The 24,365-nt window shown below is 69.4% G+C and carries 19 protein-coding genes; 11 read left to right on the plus strand and 8 right to left on the minus strand.

Going from position 1 to position 24,365, the window contains the following annotated elements; genetic code table 11:
- The first annotated feature begins 327 nt into the window (after nt 1-327).
- Nucleotides 328-2,322 carry a peptidyl-prolyl cis-trans isomerase gene (locus EX88_RS0113475; protein WP_031372510.1) on the plus strand — a complete coding sequence of 665 codons (1,995 nt, stop codon included), beginning with the start codon at nt 328-330 and terminating at the stop codon, nt 2,320-2,322.
- A 151-nt stretch (nt 2,323-2,473) separates the two neighbouring features.
- Here EX88_RS0113475 and EX88_RS0113480 read toward each other — a convergent pair whose 3' ends face one another.
- Nucleotides 2,474-4,036 (minus strand): alkaline phosphatase PhoX, encoded by a 1,563-nt coding sequence (locus tag EX88_RS0113480; protein WP_031372511.1) that lies wholly within the window; start codon nt 4,034-4,036, stop codon nt 2,474-2,476.
- Between the two features lie 127 nt (nt 4,037-4,163).
- Between EX88_RS0113480 and rlmH the strand changes: the two genes are divergently transcribed.
- Nucleotides 4,164-4,634 carry a 23S rRNA (pseudouridine(1915)-N(3))-methyltransferase RlmH gene (gene rlmH, locus EX88_RS0113485; RefSeq protein ID WP_031372512.1) on the plus strand — a complete coding sequence of 157 codons (471 nt, stop codon included), beginning with the start codon at nt 4,164-4,166 and terminating at the stop codon, nt 4,632-4,634.
- Nucleotides 4,635-4,786: 152 nt separating this feature from the next.
- On the opposite strand, the gene EX88_RS0113490 is transcribed toward rlmH, so the two are convergent.
- The 3 genes from EX88_RS0113490 to EX88_RS0113500 all read right to left on the minus strand — a co-directional run bounded on the left by EX88_RS0113490 (nt 4,787) and on the right by EX88_RS0113500 (nt 6,831).
- Nucleotides 4,787-5,458 carry an energy transducer TonB gene (locus EX88_RS0113490; protein WP_031372513.1) on the minus strand — a complete coding sequence of 224 codons (672 nt, stop codon included), beginning with the start codon at nt 5,456-5,458 and terminating at the stop codon, nt 4,787-4,789.
- 411 nt (nt 5,459-5,869) lie between these two features.
- A complete protein-coding gene (locus tag EX88_RS0113495; RefSeq protein WP_031372514.1) occupies nt 5,870-6,058 on the minus strand; it encodes a hypothetical protein in 189 nt (62 codons plus the stop codon).
- Between the two features lie 2 nt (nt 6,059-6,060).
- A complete protein-coding gene (locus EX88_RS0113500) occupies nt 6,061-6,831 on the minus strand; it encodes an SIMPL domain-containing protein (RefSeq protein WP_051885096.1) in 771 nt (256 codons plus the stop codon).
- Nucleotides 6,832-6,955: 124 nt separating this feature from the next.
- Here EX88_RS0113500 and EX88_RS0113505 point away from each other — a divergent pair, with 124 nt between their 5' ends.
- The 4 genes from EX88_RS0113505 to tldD all read left to right on the plus strand — a co-directional run bounded on the left by EX88_RS0113505 (nt 6,956) and on the right by tldD (nt 14,917).
- Complete coding sequence (locus EX88_RS0113505) at nt 6,956-7,525, plus strand: Maf family protein (protein WP_031372516.1); 570 nt, start codon at nt 6,956-6,958, stop codon at nt 7,523-7,525.
- An 80-nt stretch (nt 7,526-7,605) separates the two neighbouring features.
- Nucleotides 7,606-9,093: a ribonuclease G gene (rng, locus tag EX88_RS0113510; RefSeq protein ID WP_031372517.1), complete on the plus strand. Its 1,488-nt coding sequence runs from the start codon at nt 7,606-7,608 to the stop codon at nt 9,091-9,093.
- 117 nt (nt 9,094-9,210) lie between these two features.
- Nucleotides 9,211-13,167, plus strand: coding sequence for a YhdP family protein (locus tag EX88_RS0113515; protein ID WP_031372518.1), 3,957 nt, complete (start codon nt 9,211-9,213; stop codon nt 13,165-13,167).
- A 307-nt stretch (nt 13,168-13,474) separates the two neighbouring features.
- Nucleotides 13,475-14,917, plus strand: a complete 1,443-nt coding sequence (tldD, locus tag EX88_RS0113520; protein ID WP_031372519.1) for a metalloprotease TldD — start codon at nt 13,475-13,477, stop codon at nt 14,915-14,917.
- A gap of 130 nt (nt 14,918-15,047) precedes the next feature.
- Here the strand turns inward: tldD and yjgA are convergent, their stop codons facing one another.
- The gene (gene yjgA, locus EX88_RS0113525) at nt 15,048-15,623 is read right to left on the minus strand and encodes a ribosome biogenesis factor YjgA (protein WP_031372520.1); all 576 of its coding nucleotides are present in this window, start codon (nt 15,621-15,623) and stop codon (nt 15,048-15,050) included.
- Between the two features lie 96 nt (nt 15,624-15,719).
- Between yjgA and pmbA the strand changes: the two genes are divergently transcribed.
- The 4 genes from pmbA to EX88_RS0113545 all read left to right on the plus strand — a co-directional run bounded on the left by pmbA (nt 15,720) and on the right by EX88_RS0113545 (nt 20,457).
- Nucleotides 15,720-17,090, plus strand: coding sequence for a metalloprotease PmbA (pmbA, locus tag EX88_RS0113530; RefSeq protein ID WP_036148902.1), 1,371 nt, complete (start codon nt 15,720-15,722; stop codon nt 17,088-17,090).
- Nucleotides 17,091-17,233: 143 nt separating this feature from the next.
- Nucleotides 17,234-18,733 (plus strand): DUF1800 domain-containing protein, encoded by a 1,500-nt coding sequence (locus EX88_RS0113535; RefSeq protein WP_031372522.1) that lies wholly within the window; start codon nt 17,234-17,236, stop codon nt 18,731-18,733.
- A 1-nt stretch (nt 18,734) separates the two neighbouring features.
- Entirely contained in the window at nt 18,735-19,874 is a 1,140-nt protein-coding gene (locus tag EX88_RS0113540; protein WP_031372523.1) for a DUF1501 domain-containing protein, read from the plus strand.
- A 235-nt stretch (nt 19,875-20,109) separates the two neighbouring features.
- Nucleotides 20,110-20,457 (plus strand): DUF4870 domain-containing protein, encoded by a 348-nt coding sequence (locus EX88_RS0113545; RefSeq protein ID WP_031372524.1) that lies wholly within the window; start codon nt 20,110-20,112, stop codon nt 20,455-20,457.
- Nucleotides 20,458-20,569: 112 nt separating this feature from the next.
- Here the strand turns inward: EX88_RS0113545 and ispA are convergent, their stop codons facing one another.
- From ispA to tilS, 3 genes are all read right to left on the minus strand, one after another.
- A complete protein-coding gene (gene ispA / locus EX88_RS0113550; RefSeq protein WP_031372525.1) occupies nt 20,570-21,451 on the minus strand; it encodes a (2E,6E)-farnesyl diphosphate synthase in 882 nt (293 codons plus the stop codon).
- The gene (locus tag EX88_RS0113555) at nt 21,444-21,728 is read right to left on the minus strand and encodes an exodeoxyribonuclease VII small subunit (RefSeq protein WP_031372526.1); all 285 of its coding nucleotides are present in this window, start codon (nt 21,726-21,728) and stop codon (nt 21,444-21,446) included. Before EX88_RS0113555 ends, ispA begins: the two co-directional genes overlap by 8 nt.
- A gap of 141 nt (nt 21,729-21,869) precedes the next feature.
- A complete protein-coding gene (gene tilS, locus EX88_RS0113560; protein WP_051885097.1) occupies nt 21,870-23,168 on the minus strand; it encodes a tRNA lysidine(34) synthetase TilS in 1,299 nt (432 codons plus the stop codon).
- A 108-nt stretch (nt 23,169-23,276) separates the two neighbouring features.
- Here tilS and EX88_RS0113565 point away from each other — a divergent pair, with 108 nt between their 5' ends.
- Entirely contained in the window at nt 23,277-24,338 is a 1,062-nt protein-coding gene (locus tag EX88_RS0113565; protein ID WP_031372528.1) for an NADH:flavin oxidoreductase/NADH oxidase, read from the plus strand.
- Nucleotides 24,339-24,365 lie beyond the last annotated feature (27 nt).

Consider the following 24,365-nt stretch of genomic DNA (forward strand, 5'->3'; position numbering starts at 1 on the left):
CGAAGGCGCCGGAAACGGCGCCTTTTTTTATGCCTGCGATTCGGGCGCAGCCTGCGGCCGCGGCCCCCCGCCGGCCTCGCCGCCACAGCCACGGCCACGGCCGGCATCCGCCGTCGTCCTGCTGCAGGTCGGCCCGCAGCGGGGCCCGCCTGCAGCGGAACCGCTCGCGCAGCCGCCGTTTTTCGCGCCGCAGCATCCAGCCCGACCCGTCCGCAGCCCGTCCGCCGGCCCCGGCCGGTCGCCCGGAATGGGACCGTCGTCGCCCCATCCGCCTGGGGACCGGAACCGCGCTAAACTGTCCGGCTTACGACTGAACGCGACTCGGACATGCTGCAGACACTTCGCGACAAGACCTCGGGCTGGATCGCCACCGTGATCCTCGGCTTGCTGATCATTCCCTTCGCCTTCGTCGGCATCGAGCAATACCTCGTGCAGCGCGTCGACAGCTCGGTCGCGCGGATCGACATGGCCCCGTCGTGGTGGCGTTCGGCGCCGTCGTGGTGGCCGGCCTCGATGCTGTGGAAGCACGAGTCGATCGACGCACAGGAATTCAATACGCGCTTCCAGCAAGAACGCGATCGCCGCCGCGCCGCCGAAGGCGAAGCCTTCGATGCGCGCGAGTTCGAGAAGCCCGAGAGCAAGCGCGCGATACTGGAAACGCTGATCGACGAGCGCGTGCGCAAGCTCGCCGCCGAAGTCGACGGCCTGGCGGTCAGCGATGCGCTGGTCATCAAGACCATCCAGGCGGTCCCGGAATTCCAGGACAGCACCGGCAAGTTCAACCAGGAGCGCTACGTGCTCGGCCTGCAGATGCGCCAGCCGGCGCAGACGCCGACCGAGTTCGAGCAGTTCGTGCGCGCCCGCCTCATGGAAACCCTGCTGACCGGCGGTATCGGCCAGAGCAACTTCCTTACCCACGCCGAAACCGACCGCCTGATCAAGCTCATGGGCGAACGCCGCGACGTCAGCCTGGTGATGCTGCCGCCGCCGACCCCGGACACCGCCGAGGTCAGCGCCGCCGACATCCAGAAGTGGTACGACGGCCACGCCAAGGATTTCCGCGCGCCCGAGAGCGTCAACCTCGAATACGTCGAGATCAACGGCGCGACCCTGCCGCCGCCGCCGCTGCCGACCGAGAAGGCGTTGCAGGACCGTTACGAGGCCGAGAAGAGCCGCTTCATCGCCCAGGAACAGCGCCTGATCTCGCACATCCAGGTCAACGTCGCCTCCGGCGCCGATGCCGCGGCGCAGAAGGCCGCCGAGCAGAAGGCCGCGCAGCTCGCGACCCAGGCCAAGGCCGCCGGCGCCGATTTCGCCGCGATCGCCCGCGCCAACAGCGACGACCTCGGTTCCAAGGCCGCCGGCGGCGAGCTGGGCTGGGTCAGCAAGGGCGACATCCCGGGCGCGTTCGAAGACGCCGCGTTCAAGCTCAAGGTCGGCGAGATCAGTGCGCCGGTGAAGGACGACAGCGGCTGGCACGTGATCGTGGTGCGCGAGGTCAAGAGCGGCGAGCAACAGCCGTTCGCGCTGGTCCGCGACGCGCTGCTGCGCGAAGAGACCGAAACCAGCCGCGAGCGCAACTTCAACGACTTCTCGGCCAAGCTGGTCGACCTGGTCTACAAGAACCCGACCTCGCTCGACGGTCCGGCCAAGGCGATGAACCTGCCGGTGCAGAAGGTCGGCCCGGTCACCCGCGATGCCGCGGCCAACGGCCAGGGCATCGGCGCCCACCCGGCGGTGATCCGCGCCGCGTTCTCGGATGCGCGCCTGCAGGACAACACGGTCAGCGATCCGATCGAGATCGGCCAGGAGCACAGCGTGCTGATCCGCGTCGTCTCGCATACGCCGGAACGCGCGCTGCCGCTGGCCCAGGTCCGCGACAAGGTGATCGCCGCGGTGCGCACCGATCGCGGCATCAAGGCCGCGCAGAAAGAAGCCGATGCGCTGGTCGCGCGCATCAACGGCGGCGAAGCGATCGCCGCGGTGGCCGCTTCCAAGCAGCTGACGGCCCCGGAAACGATCCCGGACGTCGCCCGCGGCATGCCGCTGCCGACCCCGGAAGTCAGCGAAGCGATCTTCGCCCTCAAGGCGCCGGCCGAAGGCAAGGTCGCCGCCGGCAAGTCGGCGCTCGCCGACGGCCGCGTGGTCCTGTTCGCGGTCAACAAGGTCAAGCCGGGCAGCAAGTCGGAAATCCCGGCCGCCCAGCTCGACATGCTGCGCACGCAGATCTCGCAGATGGGCGGTTACGAAGAAAGCCGCGAACTGACCACGGCGCTGCGCAAGCGCGTGCAGATCAAGGTGATCGAAGAAAACCTGCGCTGATCCTTGGCGCTGCGGAAACTCGAAGGCCCGGCATTGCCGGGCCTTCTTTATTTGCGGCCGAGTCTGCGGCCGACCGGATTCGCTATCGCCGGGCCGCGCATCGCGACGCCGGCGCACGGCGCCGCGATGCGCGCGGGCTGTTAGCCCACGCTCACAAGGGACCGCGTTCCCAGGGGCCGGTGATCGCGAAGGTGATGCCCGGCGACTGCATGTTGACGAACAAGGTGCGCGCGGCCGGGTCCCAGCAGGCGCCGCAGAATTCGCTGTCGCGGTAATCGCCTTCGGCGACGTGCTTGCCGGCGTTGGCGATCTGGGTCGAGGTCAGCTCGGCGTTGTTCTTGCACAGATAGAACGATTCGCCGCCGCGGGTCAGACCGACCAGGCGCGTGCCCGGGCCGTACTCGTCGGGGCTGCCGGCCGGCGCCGCATCCGGGTCTTCGCACAGCACCACGCCACCGCGCGCGTTGACGGTGATGTTGTCGGGATTGTGCGCGGCGAGCTGGTGGCTGCTGACGAACAGCGCGCGCATGCGCTGGGTGAACAGATCCAGCACCCACACCGCGCCGTTGCCGCGTCCCTTGCGGCCCTGGGCGTCGGTGCCGTTGCTGGTGTCGACGATGAACAACTTGCCGTAGCTGTACCAGATGCCTTCGCCGCGGCTCATGCGCAGGCCGCCTTCGCTCCAGGCCTGGGCGAACGGGCCGCTGAGGGTGTCGCCGGCGCCGATGTCGGGGAAACCGCTCGGTGCGGCGATCGAGTCCAAATCCGGATCCGGGATGTCGACCCATTCGAGTTGGTATTCGGCGCCGATACTGACGGCGGTGAGGTCGGCGTTGGGCTTGCCGCGCACACGCGCGGCCTGCAGGCGACCGCCGTGTTCGAGCGAGCCGTGGCAGCCGGCGCGGCGGTTCGGAATGAAGCGATAGAAGCCGGACTTGTTGCGGTCGTCTTCGGTCAGATAGACGATGCCGGTGCGCGGATCGATCGCCACCGCCTCGTGGCTGAAGCGGCCCATCTCGACGATCGGGCGGCCGCTGGTGCGTTCGCTGCGCGGGTCGACCTCGAACACGTAGCCGTGCTTGTGGCCGGTGCTGGAGACCGCGTTGCTCTTGATCTCCTCGCAGCTCAGCCAGGTGCCCCACGGGGTCGGGCCGCCGGCGCAATTGACCAGGGTGCCGCCGAGGCTCGGTTCGACGCCGCGCCATTCGTCGCCGTGGCGGCCTTCGCCGGAGCGATAGCGCAAGGTGGTGGTGCCGCCGCCGGGCTGGCCGCCGCTGACGGTGCCGGTGTCGTACATGCCCGGCGCGCGGATCGGGATGGAGCCGGCGCCGCGTTCGTGGTTGCGGATCAGGATCAGTTCGCTGCGGCCGTGGCCGCGGCCGTGCGGATGCTGGGCGCCGCGATGCGTGGCGACCACGGCCATGCCGTCGTGACGGTCCGGGCAGACCTGGCCATCGTCCATGCGGTCGCCGCTCCAGGCGAACGAGCGATAGCTGAAGCCGCGCGGCAACTGCAGCAAGGGCAGGCCGGTGCTGAGGTCGGCGACCGGCGCCAGCGCGCCGTAGCGGCTCGGCACGGGGGAAAGCCGGGTCGGATCGGTCGCAGCGGCGGCCTGACGCGTGTACAGCGCGCTCAGACTGCCCATCGCGCCGATCGCCATGGCGGCGGCGCTGCTCTTGATGACCTGGCGGCGAGAGGGATCGAAAGCATCCATCGTGGAAACTCCTGCGGGGCTGGGGTGGGGCGGGGGAACCCTGCACGCTAGCCCGGTGCGGTAACCGGAATATGACAATACCGCTGCGACCCCGGCGGGGCCGCGCACGCTTGGCTACCATGCGCGCATGAAAAGCAGACTGATCGCCGTCGGCGAACGAGCGCCGCGCTGGGTCGCGGAAGGATTCGGCGAGTACCAGAAACGTCTTTCGCATTGGTTGCCGCTGGACTTGGTCGAGATCGAGCCGGGCCTGCGCGGCAAGGGCCGCGATGCCGTGCGTGCGACCCAGGACGAAGGCGCGCGGGTGATCGCCGCGCTGCCGAAGAACGCCTGCGTGGTCGCATTGGAAGGGCGCGGGCGCCTGTGGACCTCGGAGCAACTCGCGCAGCGGCTGGAGCATTGGCGCGGCCAGGGCCGCGACCTGGCGTTCCTGATCGGCGGCCCGGAAGGGCATGCGCCCGAGGTGCTGGCGCGCGCCGACGAACAATGGTCGCTGGGGCCGCTGACCTTGCCGCATATGCTGGTGCGGCTGGTCGCCGCCGAGCAGTTGTACCGGGCCGCCGCGCTGTTGGCGAACCATCCTTATCACCGCGCCTGAGCGGTGGGTTCGATCGCGGGCCGTTGCGGCCGGATCATTTCATCGAGGGCGCGCCTGGCCCCGGATCAACCGACGGCTCGCGCAACAAAGCTTGCGCGCAAAAAAGGCCCGGGCGATGAGCCCGGGCTTCGGTTCGGCGCGTCGTTCGAGAATTATTGATCCAGCTTGAACTCGATCGGCACGCGGCCGCGCGCCTGCACCGGTTGGCCGTTGCTCATCGCCGGCTGGAAGGTCCAGCGGTTCAGCACGACCTTGCGCGCGGCCTGGTCGAGCAGGCGATGGCCGCTGCTGCGCACGATGCTGACGTCGATCGGCTTGCCGTCGATGCCGACCAGGATCTCCAGCTCGACCACCCCGGTCAGGCCTTCGCGCACCGCCTGCGGCGGATAGCTCGGCGGCGGGTTCTTCAGGCTTTGCAGGACCGCGCCGGTCAGGGTCTGCGGCCCCAGGTCGATCTGCGGCGTGGCCCGGGCGACGGTCTCGGCACCGGCGAAATCGATCGGTTGCGGGTCGGGGTTGTCGACCACGACCGGCGGGGCTTCGACCGGCTGGACCTGCGGCTGGGGATGGACGATGGGTTGCTGCCGTGGCCTCTGGACGACCTCGACCAGTTTCGGCGGCGGCGGCGGTTCGACGAGCACCCTGGGCCTGGGAAGGAATTCCGGGATCACCGGTTCTTCGGGCGACACCAGCAAACGCGGCGCGCTCAGCGGGACCAGCATCAACATCAGCATCGCCGCGTTGAAGGCGATGGCGCCGGCGTTGGCGGCGATGCGGGTGCCGTCCAATGGCGTGTGGGAGTGAGAGGGAATCGCGCGAACCATGAGCTACCTCCTTGGCTTGTCTGACATCACTGACAACGTTCGGATACCGCCGGCGGGGTTGAGCAAGAACAGTGGTGCCGCGTCACAAAAATGCGCCGGCCGATTTGCGGATGCAAGCGCTTCTCGTTTGCGACTTTGGTCGGCCTGCGGCGCGTTCGACGGCCACCGGCGACACCCGCAGACGAGGGCGGTGCTTGAAAAATCGCCGGGTTTTTTCGCTTCGGCGCAGCGTTCGGCGCGCCGGCCCGCGGCCCACCCGCGAACGATGGATGCTGAATGGACGGCAACGTCGCCGTGGCGGGCATGCGCTTGGCCACTTGCCGGCCTGCATTCGTCGATGCCGCCGCGCGCAAGAAACAAGAAGGCCCGCTTGCGCGGGCCTTCCTGGTGTCTACGGCTCGGGAGCCCGGCTCAGCGGTCAGTCGGGTCCGGGCCGCTCTCGGGTTCGCGCTGCAGCCCGCCCTCGTCGGGGTTCGGCGGCTTGCGCGGATGCGGCTGGCGCGCGTCGTCGGGATTGCGCGGCTGCGGTTCCGGGTAGCCAGGCGTGCGGCCCGGCTTCGGATCCGGCGCCGGCGGCGCGGTCTTGGTCGGGCCGGCCATGCTTACTTACCCAGCTCGAAGACGACGTCGAGGGTCATCGACAAGGCGTTCTCGCCCGGCGCGATCGGCGTGTCGGCCGACGCCTTTTCCATCCGGCCCATGGCCATCATCGGCATCGGCATCGGCGGTCCGAAGCGCGCGCCTTCGCTGACGCTGACGATGCGGCGGACCTTCATGCCCAGGGTCTTGGCGTACATCTCGGCGCGGGCCTGGGCCTTCTCGATGGCGCTGCGGCGGGCTTCGTCGTAGGCGACGTCCTTTTCCTTGTCGTCGATATCGAAGCTGGGGCCGTTGATCTGGTTGGCGCCGGTGGCGACCAGGGCGTCGAGGATCTTGCCGAGCTTGGACAGGTCGCGCACGACGATGTTGACGTTGTTGTTGGCCTGGTAGCCGGTGATGACCGGCGGCTGGTTCTCGGCGTAGCGGTACTGCGGGTTGAGGTTGATGCCGCCGGTCTGGACGTCGCGGTCGGCGATGCCGGCGGCCTTGATCGCGGCCACGACCTTGCTCATCTGCTCGGCGTTGGCGCGCATCGCGGCATTGGCGTCGGCGGCCTGGGTGACCACGCCGGTCGACAAGGTGGCGATGTTCGGCGTGCGGCGCGCCTCGGCCTGGGCCGACACCGACAGCAGGGTGCCGTCGCTGGCGACGTAGGCGGGCGCGGTCTGGGCTTGGGCGGTCATGGCGGTTGCGGCTCCGAAGGCGAGGAAAGCGGCGAGCGCCAGCGGGCGCAACGAAAGGCGGGCGAAAGACTGTGGCGACGACCGGGTCATGTGGTGCTCCTTGAAGGACGAGGGGTAGGGTCTTGCTGAACTGGTGAACGAACCGTGATTCGTTACGGGGTTTGCGCGGCTCGTCGTCGGCTGGCGCTCAGTCAGCGCGGGTTATGCTTTCCGTATGCTCTATCTTGCCTCCAAGTCGCCGCGGCGACGCGAATTGCTGACCCGCCTCGGCCTGGAATTCGGCGTACTCGATCTCGACGTGCCCGAACACCGCCAGCCCAACGAACCGGCGCAGGAGTACGTCCGCCGGGTCGCCCGCGAGAAAGCCGGCGCCGGCCTGTTGCAGGTGCTCGGCAATCCGACCGCGCTGGTGCTGGGGTCCGACACCGAGGTCGTGCTCGACGACGAGGTGTTCGGCAAGCCGCGCGATGCCGACGATGCCGCGGCGATGCTGCGCAAGCTGTCGGGGCGCACCCACCAGGTGATTTCGGCGGTGTCGCTGGTCTCGCGCTCGCGCGAGGCGCAGGCGCTGTCGGTCTCGCAGGTCAGCTTCGCCGAGCTCGATGAGGCGACGATCGCGCGTTATGTCGCCAGCGGCGAGCCCGAGGGCAAGGCCGGCGCCTATGCGATCCAGGGCGGCGCCGAGGTCTTCGTACGGCATCTGGCCGGCAGTTATTCGGGGGTGATGGGGTTGCCGCTGCACGAGACGGCGCGGCTGCTGCGGGAGTTCGGCGTCGGCGGCTAGGCCGCCGCGCTTACGTTCGACCGCGCTGCACCGCGTTCTTTCCATCCGACGTTCGCCTGACTTGGGACCCACCCTGCCTCATGACTGAAGAAATCCTGGTCAACGTCACTCCGCGCGAAACCCGCGTCGCCGTCGTCGAGAACGGCATGCTGCAGGAGCTGCACATCGAGCGCGGCTGGCGCCGTGGCGTGGTCGGCAACATCTACAAGGGCAAGGTCCAGCGGGTGATGCCGGGCATGCAGGCGGCGTTCGTCGAGATCGGCCTGGAGCGCGCGGCGTTCCTGCACGCGGCCGACATCGTCAAGCACAACCCGGTCGGTGAAGGCGAGGGCGACGAAGCGCCGCTGCCGCCGACGCCGACCCGGCCAATCGCCGAGCTGCTGCGCGAGGGTCAGGAAATCATCGTCCAGGTAGTCAAGGACCCGATCGGCAGCAAGGGCGCGCGCCTGACCACCCAGCTCAGTATTCCCTCGCGTTATCTGGTGCTGCTGCCGCGCACCCGCGTGGTCGGGGTGTCGGCGCGGATCGAGGACGAGGGCGAGCGCGCGCGGCTGAAGTCGCTGGTCACGACCCTGGCCCCGGCCGGCGACAACCACGGCTACATCGTGCGCACCAATGCCGAGAGCCAGCCCGAGGAAGCCCTGGCCGAGGACATCGGCTATCTGAGCCGGGCCTGGGCCCTGATCGCCGAGAAATCGCAGAGCTCGAAAGTCGGCGAACGCGTTTACGAAGACCTGAGCCTGCCGCTGCGCGCGGTGCGCGACCTGATCCGCCGTGACGTCGAGAAGGTCAAGGTCGACTCGCGCGAGACCTGCGAGCGCCTGCGCAGCTTCGCCGCGCAGTACATGCCGGGGCTGGCCGAGAAGATCGAGCACTACACCGGCGCGCGGCCGATCTTCGACCTGTACGGGGTCGAGGACGAGATCCAGCGCGCGCTCGACAAGGAAGTGCCGCTGAAGTCCGGCGGCTATCTGGTCATCGACCAGACCGAGGCGATGACGACGATCGACGTCAACACCGGTTCCTTCCTGGGTCAACGCAATCTCGAGGAGACCGTTTACCGGACCAATCTCGAGGCGGCGCAGTCGGTCGCCCGGCAACTGCGGCTGCGCAACCTGGGCGGCATCATCATCATCGACTTCATCGACATGACCGACCTGGAGCATCGCCGCCAGGTGCTGCGCCAGTTGGAAAAGGCGCTGACCCGCGATCACGCCAAGACCACGGTCTACGAATTCTCGCCGCTGGGCCTGGTGGAGATGACCCGCAAGCGCACCACCGAGAGCCTGGAACGCCAGCTCAGCGAGGCCTGCCACGAATGCGGCGGCCGCGGCACCTTGAAGACGCCGGAAACGGTGACCTACGAGATCTTCCGCGAGATCGTCCGCCAGGTGCGCCAGTTCGATGCCGCGCGTTTGCTGGTCATCGCATCGCCGAAGGTGGTCGCGCGGATCACCGACGAAGAATCGGCGGCGGTGGCGGAGCTGGAGGAATTCCTCGGCAAGTCGATCCGCTTCCAGGCCGAGGACCAGTACGCGCAGGAGCAGTTCGATGTGGTTTTGCTCTGAAGCCGGGAATCGGGAATCGGGATTCGGGATTCGTAACAGCGAAGCCCGGCTTTTGATTTTCCGATTCCCGAATCCCCATTCCCGATTCCCGTCGGGCGCGCGCGGAGCGCGGGCCTGATGCCTACCCCGCTGCGCCGCCGCTTGCGCATGGCCCGTCGTGGCGCCTTCTATGGCGTCGCGATCGTGCTCGTGCTGGTGGCGGTGCTGTTGGGTGCGGCGAGCCAGGTCCTGCCCTTGGCCGAAAGCCATCCGGATCGCGTCGCGGCCTGGTTGAGCCAGCGCGCCGGGCGGCCGGTGGCGTTCGACAAGGTCGAGACGCAGTGGACGCGGCGCGGCCCCTTGCTGCGCCTGGATGGATTACGCATCGGCGAGGGCAGCCAGGCCTTCACCATCGGCGATGCCGAAATGCTGGTCTCGGTGTACGCCGGGCTGCTGCCGGGGCAATCGTTCTCGGAGCTGCGCCTCAAGGGCCTCGACCTGACCCTGGAGCGCAGCGACGACGGCCGTTGGAAAGTGCGCGGTCTGCCCGGCCAGCAGGACACGCGCCAGCGCGATCCGCTGTCGGCGCTCGAAGGCCTGGGCGAACTGCAGGTCATCGATGGCCGGCTTGCGGTGATCGCGCCTTCGCTCGGCATCGATGCGCGGGTGCCGAAGATCGACCTGCGTCTGCGCGTCGACGGCAAGCGCGTGCGCGCCGGCGTCCGCGCCTGGCCTACGGTCGGCGTGGCCGGTGCGCCGTCGACGCCGCTCGATGCGGTGGTGGACTTCGATCGCGAGCGCGGCGACGGCCGCGCCTATGCCGGCGCCACCCGCGCCGACCTGACCGGCTGGTCGCCCTTGCTCAAGCTCGCCGGCATCCGGGTCGAGTCGGGCCAGGGCCGGGCCGAGGCCTGGGCGGAACTGCGCGACCACCGCGTCGCTTCGGTGACGGTGTCGGCTGCGCTCGACCGCGTCGGTCTGCGCGCCGAGCGTGCGCAGCCAGGGACGAACACGGCTGCGGCCGCGGCGCGCGTCGATTTCGAACACGTCGAAACCTTGTCGCACTGGCGCCTGACCGATCACGGTTGGCGTTTCGACGCTTCCAAGCTGCGCATCGGCAGCGGCGAGGAAGTGCAGCAGCTCGACGGCCTCGCCGTCGCCGGCGGCGAGCATTACGCGCTGCGCGCCGAACGCATCGATGCCGGCCCGTTGATCGCGGTGGCCGCGCTCAGCGACGCCTTGCCGGAACGCTTGCGCAACTGGTTCGAAACCGCCAAGCCGCGGGCGTCGCTGCGTAATATCGCGCTCAACGGCCGCCGCGGCGGCCCGATGTTCGCGAGCGCGAGAATCGAAGCGCTCGGCTTCGACGCGGTCGGCGATGCGCCGGGTTTGCAGGGCCTGGCCGGCGGTTTCGAGGGCGATGCCGATGGTTTCACCCTCGACCTCGACGAAAACTCACCGATGCGCTTCGACTGGCCGCGCGGTTTCGGCGTGCCGCATGCGGTCAAGCTGCAGGGCCGCGTCGGCGGCTGGCGCGAAGGCGCGGGCTGGCGCGTGGGCACCACCGCGTTGCGCGTACGCGGCGACGATTTCGGCGTCAGCGCGCGCGGCGGTCTGTGGTGGCAGGGCGACGGCACGCGGCCGTGGATCGATATCGCCGCCGACATCGACCCGACCCAGGTTCCGGTCGCCAAGGGCTTCTGGATCCGCAACCGCATGTCGGCCAAGTTGGTGAACTGGCTCGACACCGCCCTGGTCGGCGGGCGCCTGAACAATGCGCGCGCGGTGATATCCGGCGACCTCGACGATTGGCCGTTCAATCGCAATAACGGCCTGTTCGAAGCCAGTGCCCGTCTCGACGATGCGGTGGTGAAGTTCCAGCCGGAATGGCCGGCGGTCGAAGGCCTGGACGCCGAGGTGCGTTTCGTCGCCGACGGCTTCAGCGTCGAAGGCAGCGGCCGCATCGCCGGTGTCGGCGTGCGCAAGGTCGGCGCCGGAATCGATCACTACAAGGACGGCCATCTGCGCGTGCAGGCCGAAGCCGCGGCGGATGCGGCGCAGTTGCAGGCGCTGCTCAAGCAAAGCCCGCTGCGCAAGGACCACGCCGACACGCTCGACAATCTGCGCGCCAGCGGCCCGGCGCGGGTCGGGTTCGAGATGCAGATGCCCTTGCAGCCGAACAGCATCACCCGCATCGCCGGCACGGTCGACCTGGACAACGCCAAGCTCGCCGATCCGCGCTGGAAGATCGCCTTCGAACAAGTACGCGGCCATGCCGAGTACGGCCGCGGCGGTTTCCGCGCCGAGGATCTCGCGGTGATGCACGAAGGCGCGCCGGGCAAGCTGTCGCTGCGCGCGGGCGACGAGTTCGTGCGCGATCGCGGCAACGTGTTCGAGGCCGGGCTCGATGTCGTGTCCGGCGCCGACGAGTTGATCGGGCGCGGTCCGGACGAGTTGGCCTGGTTGAAGTCCTATCTCGACGGGCGTTCGCTGTGGACGGTCGGGATCTCCATTCCGAGGGCCGCGCAGGCCGCCGGCACGACGCCGAGGCCCGGCGTGTCCGCGCCGACGCCGACTCTGTTGCGTTTGCAGTCGAATTTGGTCGGTACCGCGCTGACTTTGCCGCCGCCGCTCGACAAGGCCGCCGCGGCGAGTCTGCCGGCGACCATCGAAACTCCATTGCCGCTCGGCAGCGGCGATGTGCGCGTCGGCCTCGGCAATGTCCTGGCCTTGCGCGCACGCAGCGCCGCCGGCAAGACCGGCGTGCGCGTCGTGCTCGGTGCGAACCGCGTCGACGAAGCGCCGCCGGCCAGCGGCCTGATCGCCACCGGCCGCGCCGCGACGCTCGAGGCGATCGACTGGATCGCGATCGCGCACGGCGGCGGCAGCGGCGACGGCCTTGCGCTGCAGCGCATCGACGTCACCGCGCAGCATCTGCAATTGCTCGGCGGCAGTTTCCCGAACACGCGCGTGATCGTCGCGCCGGCGCCGCGCGGCGCGACCGCGGTGCGCGCCGAGGGCGCGGCGCTCGAAGGCGCGCTGCTGATTCCGGGCGGCGAGGGCGGCACCATCGCCGGGCGTTTCGCCCGTGTGCACTGGCGCACGCCGACCGCGTCGCCATCGACGTCGGCGCCCGCGAGTGCGGCCGCAACCAACGCGACCGCCACGGTCGGCAGCGCGCCGGCGAGCGCGGCCGCGAACGCGGCGGCCGGCGGCGCCAACGCCATCGACCCGGCGAAGATCCCCGCGCTCGCGCTCGACATCACCGAGCTGCGGGTCGGCGACGCCGCGCTCGGCAAGGCGATGATACGCACGCGGCCGACACCGGCCGGCCTGCGCATCGAACAACTGAGCACCCGCGCCGACAAACAGTCGCTCGACATCAGCGGCGACTGGACCGGCCGCGGCGCGGCGGCGCGCACCCATTTGAACGTCGCCCTCGACAGCGGCGACGTCGGCGCGTTGCTCGGCGGTTTCGGTTTCGCCGGCCAGATCGGTGGCGGCAAGGCCAAGGCCAAGCTCGATGCGGGTTGGCCGGGCAGCCCGGCGGCGTTCGCACTGGGTTCGCTCGAAGGCAGCCTGAGCCTGGAGGCGCGTAACGGCCGCCTGATCGAGGTCGAGCCCGGCGCCGGCCGCGTGCTCGGCCTGCTCAGCATCGCCCAGTTGCCGCGCCGCCTGACCCTCGACTTCCGCGACCTGTTCTCGAAAGGCTTCGCCTTCGATCGCATCGACGGCACCGTGCGCTTCGGCAACGGCACCGCGCGCAGCGACAATCTGGTGATCGACGGTCCGGCCGCGGCGATCGCCATCCGCGGTGCGGCGGATCTGCGCGCTCAGCGCTACGACCAGACCATCGAAGTGCGGCCCAAGGCGGCCAATCTGCTGACCGCGTTCGGCGCGCTCGCGGCCGGCCCGGTCGGCGCGGCGATCGGTGCGGCGGCGAACGCGGTGCTGCAGAAACCGCTCGGCAGCCTGGCCTCGAAGACCTACCGGGTCACCGGGCCGTGGAAAGAGCCGAAGGTCGAGGTGGTGACGCGCGAGCAGACGCGTTTGACGCCGCCGGTGGCGCCGCCCGTCGCGCCACCGCCGGGCTGAACGGCGATTCACCCCGCACGCCAGCTCCGCCTCGGTTCGGCTGCGGCCCACCGCGCCAGAGCGGGCGATGGCGGGCGAGGGGGGCGAATCGGTTCGGCCCAAACCGGCCGAGCCCCGGCCGCAGCCGCTTGCGGCGGTTGATTGCGCCGGCCGCCGCCACCATTTCGGTTTCGACAACGGGGTTGCGACACGGTTTCCCGCGCCGCACCCGTCCACACTCGTCCACACTCGTCCGGGTGGCCGCGGACCGCGCCAAACCGCCGCCGCGCCGCCTAAGATGACCCTTCCACGTCCCCATGGTTCCGATATGACCCTTCCCCTGCAGATCGCCGAAAACCGCCTCTTGTTGCCCGCCGGGCTCGATGCCGGCGGCCTGGAGCGCAGCTTCGGCACCTTGCTCGGGCCGGGCATCGATTTCGGCGACCTGTATTTCCAGCATTCGCGCCGCGAGAGCTGGAGCGTCGAGGACGGCATCGTCAAGGACGGTTCGCATTCGATCGAGCAGGGCGTCGGCGTGCGCGCGATCAGCGGCGAGAAGACCGGCTTCGCCTATTCCGACGAGATCAACAGCGAGGCCTTGCTGGCGGCATCGAGGTCGGCGCGCGCGATCGCCCGCGACGGTCATGCGCAATCGGCGAAGACGCTGGTGCGCGGCGGCGGGCGTTCGCTGTACCCGAGCGAAGATCCGATCGACTCGATCGGCAACGAAACCAAGGTCGAGGCGCTGCGCCGTATCGACAAGCTGCTGCGCGCGGCCGACCCGCGGGTCAAGCAGGTCATCGTCAGCCTCAGCGGCGGCATCGACACGATCCTGGTGGCGCGCAGCGACGGTGTACTCGCCGCCGACGTACGCCCGCTGGTGCGGCTCAACGTGCAGATCATCGTCGAACACAATGGCCGCCGCGAAAGCGGTTATGCCGGCGGCGGCGGCCGCTACAGTTACGCCGAACTGCTCGGCGGCGACAAGCCCGACCGGCTCGCGCGCGAAGCGCTGCGCCAGGCGCTGGTGAACCTGGAGGCGATCGATGCGCCGGCCGGGATCATGCCGGTCGTGCTCGGCCCGGGCTGGCCCGGTGTGCTCCTGCACGAAGCGGTCGGTCACGGCCTGGAAGGCGATTTCAACCGCAAGGGCACCTCGACCTATGCCGGCCGCATGGGCCAGCGCGTGGCCTCGCCCGGCGTGACCATCGTCGACGACGGCACCCTCGACGGCCGCCGCGGTTCGCTCAACATCGACGACGAAGGCACGCCGACCAACTGCACCACCTTGATCGAAGACGGCGTCCTGGTCGGCTACATGCAGGACACCCTCAATGCGCGCTTGATGGGCATGGCGCCGACCGGCAACGGCCGTCGCGAGTCTTTCGCCCATCTGCCGATGCCGCGCATGACCAACACCTACATGCTGGCCGGCCAGCACGATCCCGAAGAGATGATCCGCTCGGTCAAGAAGGGCTTATACGCGGTCAACTTCGGCGGCGGCCAGGTCGACATCACTAGCGGCAAGTACGTGTTCTCGGCGACCGAGGCCTATCTGATCGAAGACGGCAAGGTCACCGCGCCGGTCAAGGGCGCGACCCTGATCGGCAACGGCCCAGAGACGATGCAGAAGGTGCGCATGATCGGCCACGATCTCGCGCTCGACGAAGGCGTCGGCGTGTGCGGCAAGGACGGGCAGAGCGTGCCGGTCGGCGTCGGCCAGCCCTCGCTGTTGATCGAAGGTCTGACGGTGGGTGGCACCAGCGCGTGATCGCGGCGGCAAGCCATCGTTGCCTTCTCCCGCAGGCAGGAGAAGGCGACGCAGAGCGCCGGATCGCAGTGCGCGACGATAGCCCGAGCCGGATGGCTCGGGCAGCGGGCTTCAACGCCGGCGACGAGCGTCAGTCGTCGGGATGGCCGTCGTCGATGGTTTCGTCGGCCGCATCGGCCGCGGCGCCCGCGCCGAGGATCACCTCGCGCAGTTCGCGATACAGCTCGCGGAACGAATGCGGCGGCTTGTTGCGCTTGCGCTCTTCCAGCGTGTTGCGCGCGAGTTGGCGCAGACGCTGGCGATCGGCCTGCGGGTATTCGTCGAGCAACGCGGCCAGCGCCGTATCGCCTTCGGCGAGCAGGCGTTCGCGCCAGTTCTCGATGCGGTGCATCGCCGCGACCTCGCGCCGCGCCGCTTCGCCGTCCTCGTCGAGGGCATCGCGGATCGCTTCGAGCACCTCGTCGTCCTCGCGCCGCATCTGCTTGGCCAGGAACGCCAACTGGCGCTTGTGGGCGATGTTGGCGGTGATGCGCTTGCAATCGCGGATGTGCGGCAGCAAGGACTCGGGCACCGGCAGCTTGGACAGCTGGGCCTCGGTCAAGGACACCAGTTTCTCGCCCAGGGCCAGCACCTCCAGCGCCTCGCGCCGGTTCTGGCTCCGGCTGGGGCTGAGGAACTCGCCGGTTTCTTCGTCTCTGCCGCGCATCGCAAAACACCTCTCGTACCGTCAAACTGACCTGAATTCCCGCGCCGCCGACGCGCCGCGTACCGCAAGGATAAGACATTGAACGCAGTCGCCCTCATTCCGACCGCTTCGGCCCACACTTTCGCCGACCCCGAGGCGCGCCTGGACCTGCTCGCCGACCTGTCCCTGCGCCTGCTGGCGGCCGCCAAGGCCCGCGGCGCCAGCCAGGCCGAGGTTTCCTGCTCGGAGGAGGCGGGGCTGAACGTGAACGTGCGCATGGGCGAGGTCGAGACGGTCGAGGCCACCCGCGACCGCGGCATCGCCGTCACCGTCTATTTCGGCCAGCGCAAGGGCAGCGCCAGCACCGCCGACCTGCGCGACGAGAGCCTGGAAGCCACGGTCGAGCAGGCCTGCGCGATCGCCCGCTACACCGAGGACGACGAGGCCGCCGGCCTGGCCGATCCGGCCCTGATGGCGAGCGATCTGCGCGATTTCGACAGCTGGCACCCCTGGGCGATCGACGCCGACCACGCCGTCGAGCTGGCCCTGGCCTGCGAAAGCGCCGGCCGCGACTACGACGCGCGGATCGAGAACTCCGACGGCGCCTCGGTGGGCACCGGCGCCAGCCTCGGCGTGTACGCCAACTCGCACGGCTTCGTCGGCCGCGAGCGCAGCACCCAGCACAGCTTCGGCTGCGCGATGATCGCCGGCCGCGGCGACGCCATGCAGCGCGACGGCTGGTACAGCTCGGCCCTGGCCGCCGACGACCTCGAATCGGCCGCCAGCGTCGGCCGCAAGGCCGGCGAGCGCACCATCGCCCGGCTCGCGCCGCGGCAGATCGCCACCGGCGACTACCCGGTGCTGTTCGCGGCCGAAAGCGCGCGCTCGCTGGTCGGTCATCTGCTCAGCGCGATCAGCGGCGGCGCCTTGTACCGCCAGGCCAGCTTCCTGCTCGACAGCGTCGGCGCGCAGTTGTTCCCGTCGTGGTTCCAGATCGAGGAGCAGCCGTTCCTGCATCGCGGCCTGCGTTCGACGTCCTTCGACGCCGAGGGCGTGGCCACGCGCGAATCGGCCATCGTCAGCGGCGGCGTGCTGCAGCGCTACGTGCTCGGCAGCTATTCGGCGCGCAAGCTCGGCCTGCAGACCACTGCCAACGCCGGCGGAGTGCATAACCTGCAGGTCGCGGCGAATGCCGGCGATTTCCCTGCGATGTTGCGCGACATGGGGCGCGGCCTGCTGGTCACAGAATTGATGGGGCAGGGCGTCAACACCGTGACCGGCGATTATTCGCGCGGCGCCGCCGGTTTCTGGGTCGAGAACGGCCAGATCCAGTATCCGGTCGACGGCATCACCATCGCCGGCAATCTGCGCAAGATGTTCGCCGCGGTCGAAGCGGTCGGCAGCGACGTCGATTACCGCTCGCACGTGCGCACCGGTTCGATCCTGGTCGGCCGCATGACCGTCGCCGGCGAATCGGTCGAAGAATGACCCGCGAATGAACTCATGAACATGAGGTCGCGAGAGTGAGATCGGGTTAGCGGAATCGGGATCGCGTCGCCAAAGCGGCCCGATCCTGTCAACGCAAGCGGCATCAGGGCGTTCATCCTGGAACTCCACTCCTGGGAGGCCGCATGAGTGCAAGCAAGGCGACGGCCGCCAATCGTTTCGGGCTCGGCGCCAAGCCGGGCGAACTCGAAGGCAGCGGCGACGGCCGCGAGATTCTGCTCGCGCAACTGCGCGAGCCGCCCCCGCTCGACGAATTTCACGGCCTGCCGAGCAGCGCCGTGACGATGACGCGCGAATACGAACAGCTCAGCGCCGCGCGCGCAGGCCGGGTCAAGGCCGCGCCGCCCGCGGCGATGGGCGATATGCAGCCCGGTTCCTCGATGAGCGCTGCGGATGCGATGGCGTCGGTTCGGCCTGAGGGCAAGGCCGTCGACGTCGACCAAGCCGGCGAACGCGCCGAGCAGATGCGGCGCGACCTGCGCCGTCGCCAGCTCGACGAATTCGCCGCGCGTTATCGCCATGCCTCGCGCACCGACCGGCCCTTCGTCGAACGCCTGACCCAGTTCTGGTCGAATCATTTCGCGGTCTCGATCGACAAGGGCGATACGCGCTTGTATGCCGCGGCGATGGAGCGCGAAGCGATCCGTCCGCACGTGCTGGGCCGGTTCGAGGACATGCTGCTCGCGGTCGAAAGCCATCCGGCGATGCTGCGTTATCTCGACAATTCGATTTCGATCGGCAACGACTCGGCGGCGGCGCAGCGCGCCGAACTGATGCGTCGCGAACGACGAGGGCTCAACGAGAACCTGGCCCGCGAGATCCTCGAACTGCATACGCTTGGCGTCGACGGCGGTTATCGCCAGGACGACGTGCTCGAGCTGGCGCGCGCGATCACCGGCTGGAGCACCTTCAATTCGCGCGAAGCCAAGGCCGCCGGCGATCGGATTCCCGACCACGCCTTCACCTTTCGCAAGGCCTCGCACGAACCCGGCGAACGTCGGGTACTCGGCCGCCGTTACGCCGAAGGCGGGGTCGAGCAGGGGCGGGCGGTCCTGGCCGACCTGGCCAAGCATCCGTCCACCGCCCATCACCTGAGTTTCAAGCTCGCGCGCCATTTCGTCGCCGACCAGCCGCCGCCGGCGCTGGTCAAGCGCATGGCCCAGGCTTATCTGAGCCACGACGGCGATCTGCGCGCGCTGTACCGCGCCTTGGTCGAAAGCCAGGAGTCGTGGGCGGACAACGCGCGCAAGTTCAAGACGCCGAACGATTTCGTGGTCTCGGCATTGCGTGCCGGCGAGTTGCCGGTCGGCAACGATGCGCGCGCCCTGATCAATCTGCTGTCGAGCCTCGGCCAGCCGGTGTTCACCCCGCGTTCGCCGGCGGGCTTTCCCGACACCGCCGCCGACTGGAGCAGCCCCGACGGCCTATGGAAACGCATCCAGGCCGCGCAAATGCTCGCCGCGCGCATCGACCCGAAGGCGTCGGCGCCTTACCAATGCGCGGTATCGGTGCTCGGCAACGCCGCGGTCGACGGCGATTTCGCCATCGGCCTGCGTCGCGCCGGTTCCCTGAGGGACGGCTATGCGCTGTTGTTCGCCAGCCCCGCTTTCCAATGGAGGATCTGAGATGGATTCGCAACGCCGAGGTCTGTTGGCTGCATTCGGCGCGAGCGCACTGCTGACCCTGTTCCCGAACGCGTCGCGCGCCGCCGGCGACGATACGGATACGCGTTTCCTGTTGGTGTTGTTGCGCGGCGGGCTCGACGGCCTGCATTTGCTGCCGCCTTACGCCGATCCGGTGTATGCCGCCTTGCGCGGCGCCGGTGCGGTGGCCGACCCGATCCGCATCGACGCGATGTTCGGCCTGCATCCGGCGATGCAGCAGGCCGCGGCGATGTACCGCGACAAGCAACTGCTGCCGATCGTCGCGATCGCGCCGCCATATCGCGCGCGTTCGCATTTCGATGCCCAGGACTGCCTGGAGAACGGCACCGCGCGGCCGAACGGCGCGCGCGACGGCTGGCTCGGCCGCTGCGTGCAGGCGCTGCCCGGCGAAGCCGGTTTCGCGGTCGCGGCGGTGATGCCGTTGGCGCTGCGCGGCAGCGAGCGCACCAGCAATTGGTGGCCGCCGTTGCCGAAAGGCGTCGACCCGCTGCTGCTGCAGCAATTGCAGCCGCTGTACGCCGCCGATGCGCGGCTCAGCGAGACCTTCGAGCAATCCACCCGCTCGGCGGCGCTGGCCCGCGAAGGCAAGGGCGCGTTCGCGCTGCCCGAGGCCATGCGCATCGCCGCCGAACGCATGAGCGCGGCCGGCGGGCCGCGGATCGGTTTCGTCGAAGACACCGGTTGGGACAGCCATCGCAATCAGGCGCCGCAGTTGGCGCGCAAACTGGCCGAACTCGACCGCGGCCTGGCCGCTGCGCGCGAAGGCTTCGGCTCGGCATGGCCACGCACGGTGGTGGCGGTGGTGACCGAGTTCGGCCGCACCGCGGCGATCAACGGCACCGGCGGCACCGACCACGGCACCGGCGGCATGGCCCTGTTGTGCGGCGGCGCGGTGCGCGGCGGCCGCATCGGCGGCGATTGGCCCGGCCTGGGGCCGGCGCAACTCAACGAAGGCCGCGACCTGCGCGCGACCAGCGACCTGCGCAGTCTGTTCAAGGGCATCGCCGTCGAACACCTGGGGCTGGCCGAGGGCGTGCTGGAAAAGCGCGTGTTTCCGGACAGCCGCGGCATCTCGCCGCTGGCGGGTTGGCGGGCGGGCTAAGCGGCGGCTACGACGGGGTTCGGGGTTCGGTGCCCGCTCGGCGGGCCGAGGTCCGCGTTCGCGGCCTCGCGAGATGGCCGGAAATCGTCCCGGCCGACGTTGCCTCGCCGGCGCCTATAGCGCGGATCGGCGTGGTTAACTGTGACGAAGAAAGGTTTATGATGACCATTAGGGGGCCGAGCCGTGGGCGCGGAACTTTTCTATCGACACCATCCAATCACGTAGGGGAAGCGTAATGAACGATATCAGTCAGGACGAGAAGACTTGGGGCATGCTGGCTCATCTGAGCACGCTGGTCGGTTTGATTATTCCCTTCGGCTCCGTCCTCGGTCCGCTGGTCGTTTGGTTGATCAAGAAGGACACCATGCCGTTCGCGGCGGAACAGGGCAAGGAAGCGCTGAACTTCAACATCACCGTGTTGATCGCTTTCATCGTCAGCGCGATCCTGACCATCGTGCTGATCGGTTTCCTGCTGATGCTGGCCGTCGGCCTGGCTTGGCTGGTCCTGACGATCATGGCCGCACTGGCCGCGAACAAGGGCGAGTCCTACCGCTATCCGATGACGCTGCGCCTGGTCAACTGACCGCGCGCTTCATCGAGGCACGACAAAGGCGGACTTCGGTCCGCCTTTGTTTTGGGCGATATGTTTGCGATGGCGCTTTGTTGTGCGGCCGCTGCCGCAGCGGGAGCAGGGATCAGCGATCGCGTTCTATCGCCATCCGTCCCAGCGCGCGCAGGGCGTGGGCGCGATCGCCGAACGGCTCCAGCGCTTCGTTCATCGCCTGCGCGAGTTCGTCCAGGCGCGCGCGCGAAGCGTCGAGCCCGATCAGCGCCGGGAAGGTCGATTTGTCCTGCGCGGCGTCCTTGCCTGCGGTCTTGCCGAGGGTCTGGCTGTCGCCTTCGACATCGAGGATGTCGTCGCGTACCTGAAAGGCCAGGCCGAGCGCACGCGCATAGCGGTCCAGCGCGTCCAGCGATGCCGGATCGGCGTCGCCGCACAACGCGCCCATGCGCACCGCGGCGCGGATCAGGGCGCCGGTCTTGAGTGCGTGCACGCGCTCCAATGCGGCCACGTCCAGACGCACGCCCGAGCCGGTGGCGTCGATGTCGAGAGCCTGGCCGCCGCACATGCCCGCGACGCCGGCGGCTTCGGCGAGAGTGCGCAGCAGGGCGACGCGGATGCGGTCGTTGCTGTCGGTATCGGCGAGCACGGCGAAGGCCAGGGATTGCAGCGCATCGCCGGCGAGAATCGCAGTGGCTTCGTCGAAGGCCACGTGCACGGTCGGCTGGCCGCGGCGCAGATCGTCGTCGTCCATCGCCGGCAGGTCGTCGTGCACCAGCGAATAGGCGTGGATCAGTTCGACCGCCGTAGCCGGCGCATCGAGCACCGACGGCGCGACTTCGAACAGGGCGCCACTGGCGTGGACCAACAGTGGGCGCATGCGCTTGCCGCCGAGCAGCACCGCGTGCCGCATCGCCATGTGCAGCAGACGCGGTTCGTCGTCGGGCGAGGGCAGCGCACGCGCAAGCGCGGCGTCGGCGCGTGCGCGCCAATCGCGCAAGCTGCCGTCAAGCATCGGTGTCGTTGCCCGGGTAGCCTGGGTGATTGGCTTGAGCGAACGGTTCGGCGCCGGCCGGGTCCTGCGGGTCGGTCAGCAGGCGCACGCGCAGTTCCGCCTGTTCCAGCGCGGTCTGGCAGCGCCGGTACAGGCCGACGCCGCGTTCGTACGCGGCCAGCGAATCTTCCAGGCTCATCTCGCCGTGTTCCATCTTGTCGACGAGTTGCTCGAGGGCGTCGAGCGACTGTTCGAAATCGGCGACGGGCGAGGCTTCGGTAGGGGGTTTACGGGCCATGTGAGAAGTGTGCGGCGGGGGAGGGGCAGGGTCAATGCGGCGGCGCATGCGCGACTGCGCCCAGGTGTCGCAGGTTGCAGCGCTAAAGCGGCCCAGGCCGCGATTCAAGAGCGCCAGGCGGTCAGGCCGCCCCTCCGCACTTCAAGTCCAGAGCAGGCGCGCCCCGCGCTCGCGCAGCCAGGCGTCCATGCGCGCCGACAGCAGCAAGTCGCCGGCCGCCAGCAATTCGCCGTCGGCGCTCGACAGCAAAGGCAGGCGGCGCCGCTCCCACGGCGGTACCCCGAGATCCTGCAGTACCTGCTTGAGTGCATGGCGATGGCTGCGCCCCGGCAGGGCGATGCGCTCGCCGCCGCGACGGCCGTGGGCGAGACAGGGCGCCTGGAAGCGGTCGGCGCCGTACAGGCGCCACGCGCCGCCGTCGGGCAGCGGCAGCGCATGGCGGCCGTCCCATTCGACCTTCCAGTCCTCGGCCAGGGCCGGGCGTTGGCGCTCGGCGTGCAGCAGATCGCGCCAGGCGCGCACGACCGCACCGTGCCAGGCGAATTCGGCTTCGGCGTCGGCGCGCGCGTCGAGCAACTGCGATTCGATCTGCGCCACGCCTTCGGCCGGCAACGGCGGCAAGCCGAGCGTGGCGACCCAACGCCGCAGCACGCGCGCGCGGCGCGCGCTCGGCAGCGCGCGCAGGCCCAAGCGCGATAGCGCCTGCAGATCGAGGCTGCGCACTTGGGCCAAGGCGATCGCATCCTCGCTGTCGAGCAATTCGGCGGCTTGCGCGTTCAAGCGGGCGGAGGTGGCGAAGGCGGCATCGGCTTGCGGCCAGCGTTCGCGCAACACGGGCAACACGCGATGGCGCAGGAAATTGCGGTCGTAGCCGTGTTCGTCGTTGCTGGGGTCGTCGATCCATCGCAACCGCTGCGCCGACGCATACGCCTGCAAGACTGCGCGCGGCAGATTCAGCAGGGGCCGCCATAGCCTGCCGCGGCCGCAATCGCGCCAGGCGCGCATCGCCGCCAGTCCGTCCGGCCCCGAGCCGCGCAACAGCCGCAGCAGCACCGTCTCGGCCTGGTCGTCGCGATGATGGGCGAGCAGCAGGGTCTCGCCTTCGCCCAGGCCGGCCGCGAAGGCGGCGTGGCGCGCGCGGCGGGCCGCGGCTTCCGGGCCGTCGCCGCCGGCGAGGGCAACCGATACCCGCGAAACGCTGAATTCCAGGCCGAGCCGGGCGCAGTTTTCGGCGCAATGGGCGGCCCAGGCGTCGGCCTGCGGATGCAGCCCGTGATGCACGTGCCAGGCGCGCAGGCCCTGCGCCCGGGCCTGCGGCGAAGCGGCCAAAGCGTGCAGCAGCACGGCCGAATCGAGGCCGCCGCTGTAAGCCACGCACAGCGGCGTCGGCGGCAATGCGGCCAGGGCTTGTGTGATCGCGTCGGCTGTCGGCGGGGGCATCGCGGCATGGTGCCATGGCGGCGGGACGCAGCAACCCACCGATGATGCTGCGCCGGCCGACGCAGGCGATTAACGTCGTTTCTCCACATTCATAGCAGGCAAACCACCGTGTCCCGGCTTTTCGCTCCGCTGTCGCAACGATCGCTGAAGTTGCGCAACCGTCTCGTCGTGTCGCCGATGTGCCAGTACTCGGCCGTCGACGGGCTGCCGAACAACTGGCATCTGGTCCATCTGGGCAGCCGCGCGGTCGGCGGCGCCGGCCTGGTCATGACCGAGGCCTGTGCGGTGTCGCCGGAAGGCCGCATTTCCGCTGCCGACACCGGCCTGTGGAACGCCTCGCAGGCCGAAGCCTGGCACCGCATCACCTGCTTCCTGCGTTCGCGCGAGGCGGTCGTCGGCGCGCAACTCAACCATGCCGGGCGCAAGGCCAGCGTCGAAGCGCCATGGCTAGGCGGCAAGGCGGTGCCGGCCGACGCGGGCGGATGGACACCGGTGGCGCCATCGCCGTTGCCGTTCCGCGACGATTCGAGCCAGCCGCGCGAACTGCAGCCGATCGAGATCCGCACCGTGGTCGACGATTTCGCCGCGGCGGCGCAGCGCGCGCTGGATTCGTGTTTCCAACTGGTCGAGATCCACGCCGCGCACGGTTATTTGCTGCATCAGTTCCTGTCGCCGTTGTCGAACCAGCGCGACGACCGTTACGGCGGCAGTTTCGACAACCGCACGCGCCTGCTGCGCGAAGTGCTGGCGGCGGTGCGCGAGGTCTGGCCCGAACGCCTGCCGCTGTGGCTGCGGATCTCCGCGACCGACTGGGCCGACGGCGGCTGGGACATCGAACAGAGCGTGGAGCTGGCGCGCATCGTCAAGACACTCGGCGTCGACCTGATCGACGTATCCAGCGGCGGCCTGGTGCCGGATGCGCGGATCCCGAACGAACCCGGCTATCAAGTGCCGTTCTCGGCGCGGATTCGCCGCGAAGCCGGCATCGCCACCGGTGCGGTCGGTCTGATCACCGAAGCGGCGCAGGCCGAACGCATCGTCGCCGACGGCGAGGCCGATGTCGTGCTGCTCGCCAGGCAGTTGTTGCGCGACCCGTATTTCCCGCATCGCGCCGCACGCGAACTCGGTACGACGACGCACGTGCCGGAGCAGTATCAACGGGCTTGGTGAGGCCCGCGTTTTTGAGATCCGAGTTGC

Origin of the sequence: Lysobacter antibioticus, assembly GCF_000731095.1 — a bacterium.
GTDB lineage: Bacteria > Pseudomonadota > Gammaproteobacteria > Xanthomonadales > Xanthomonadaceae > Lysobacter > Lysobacter antibioticus_B.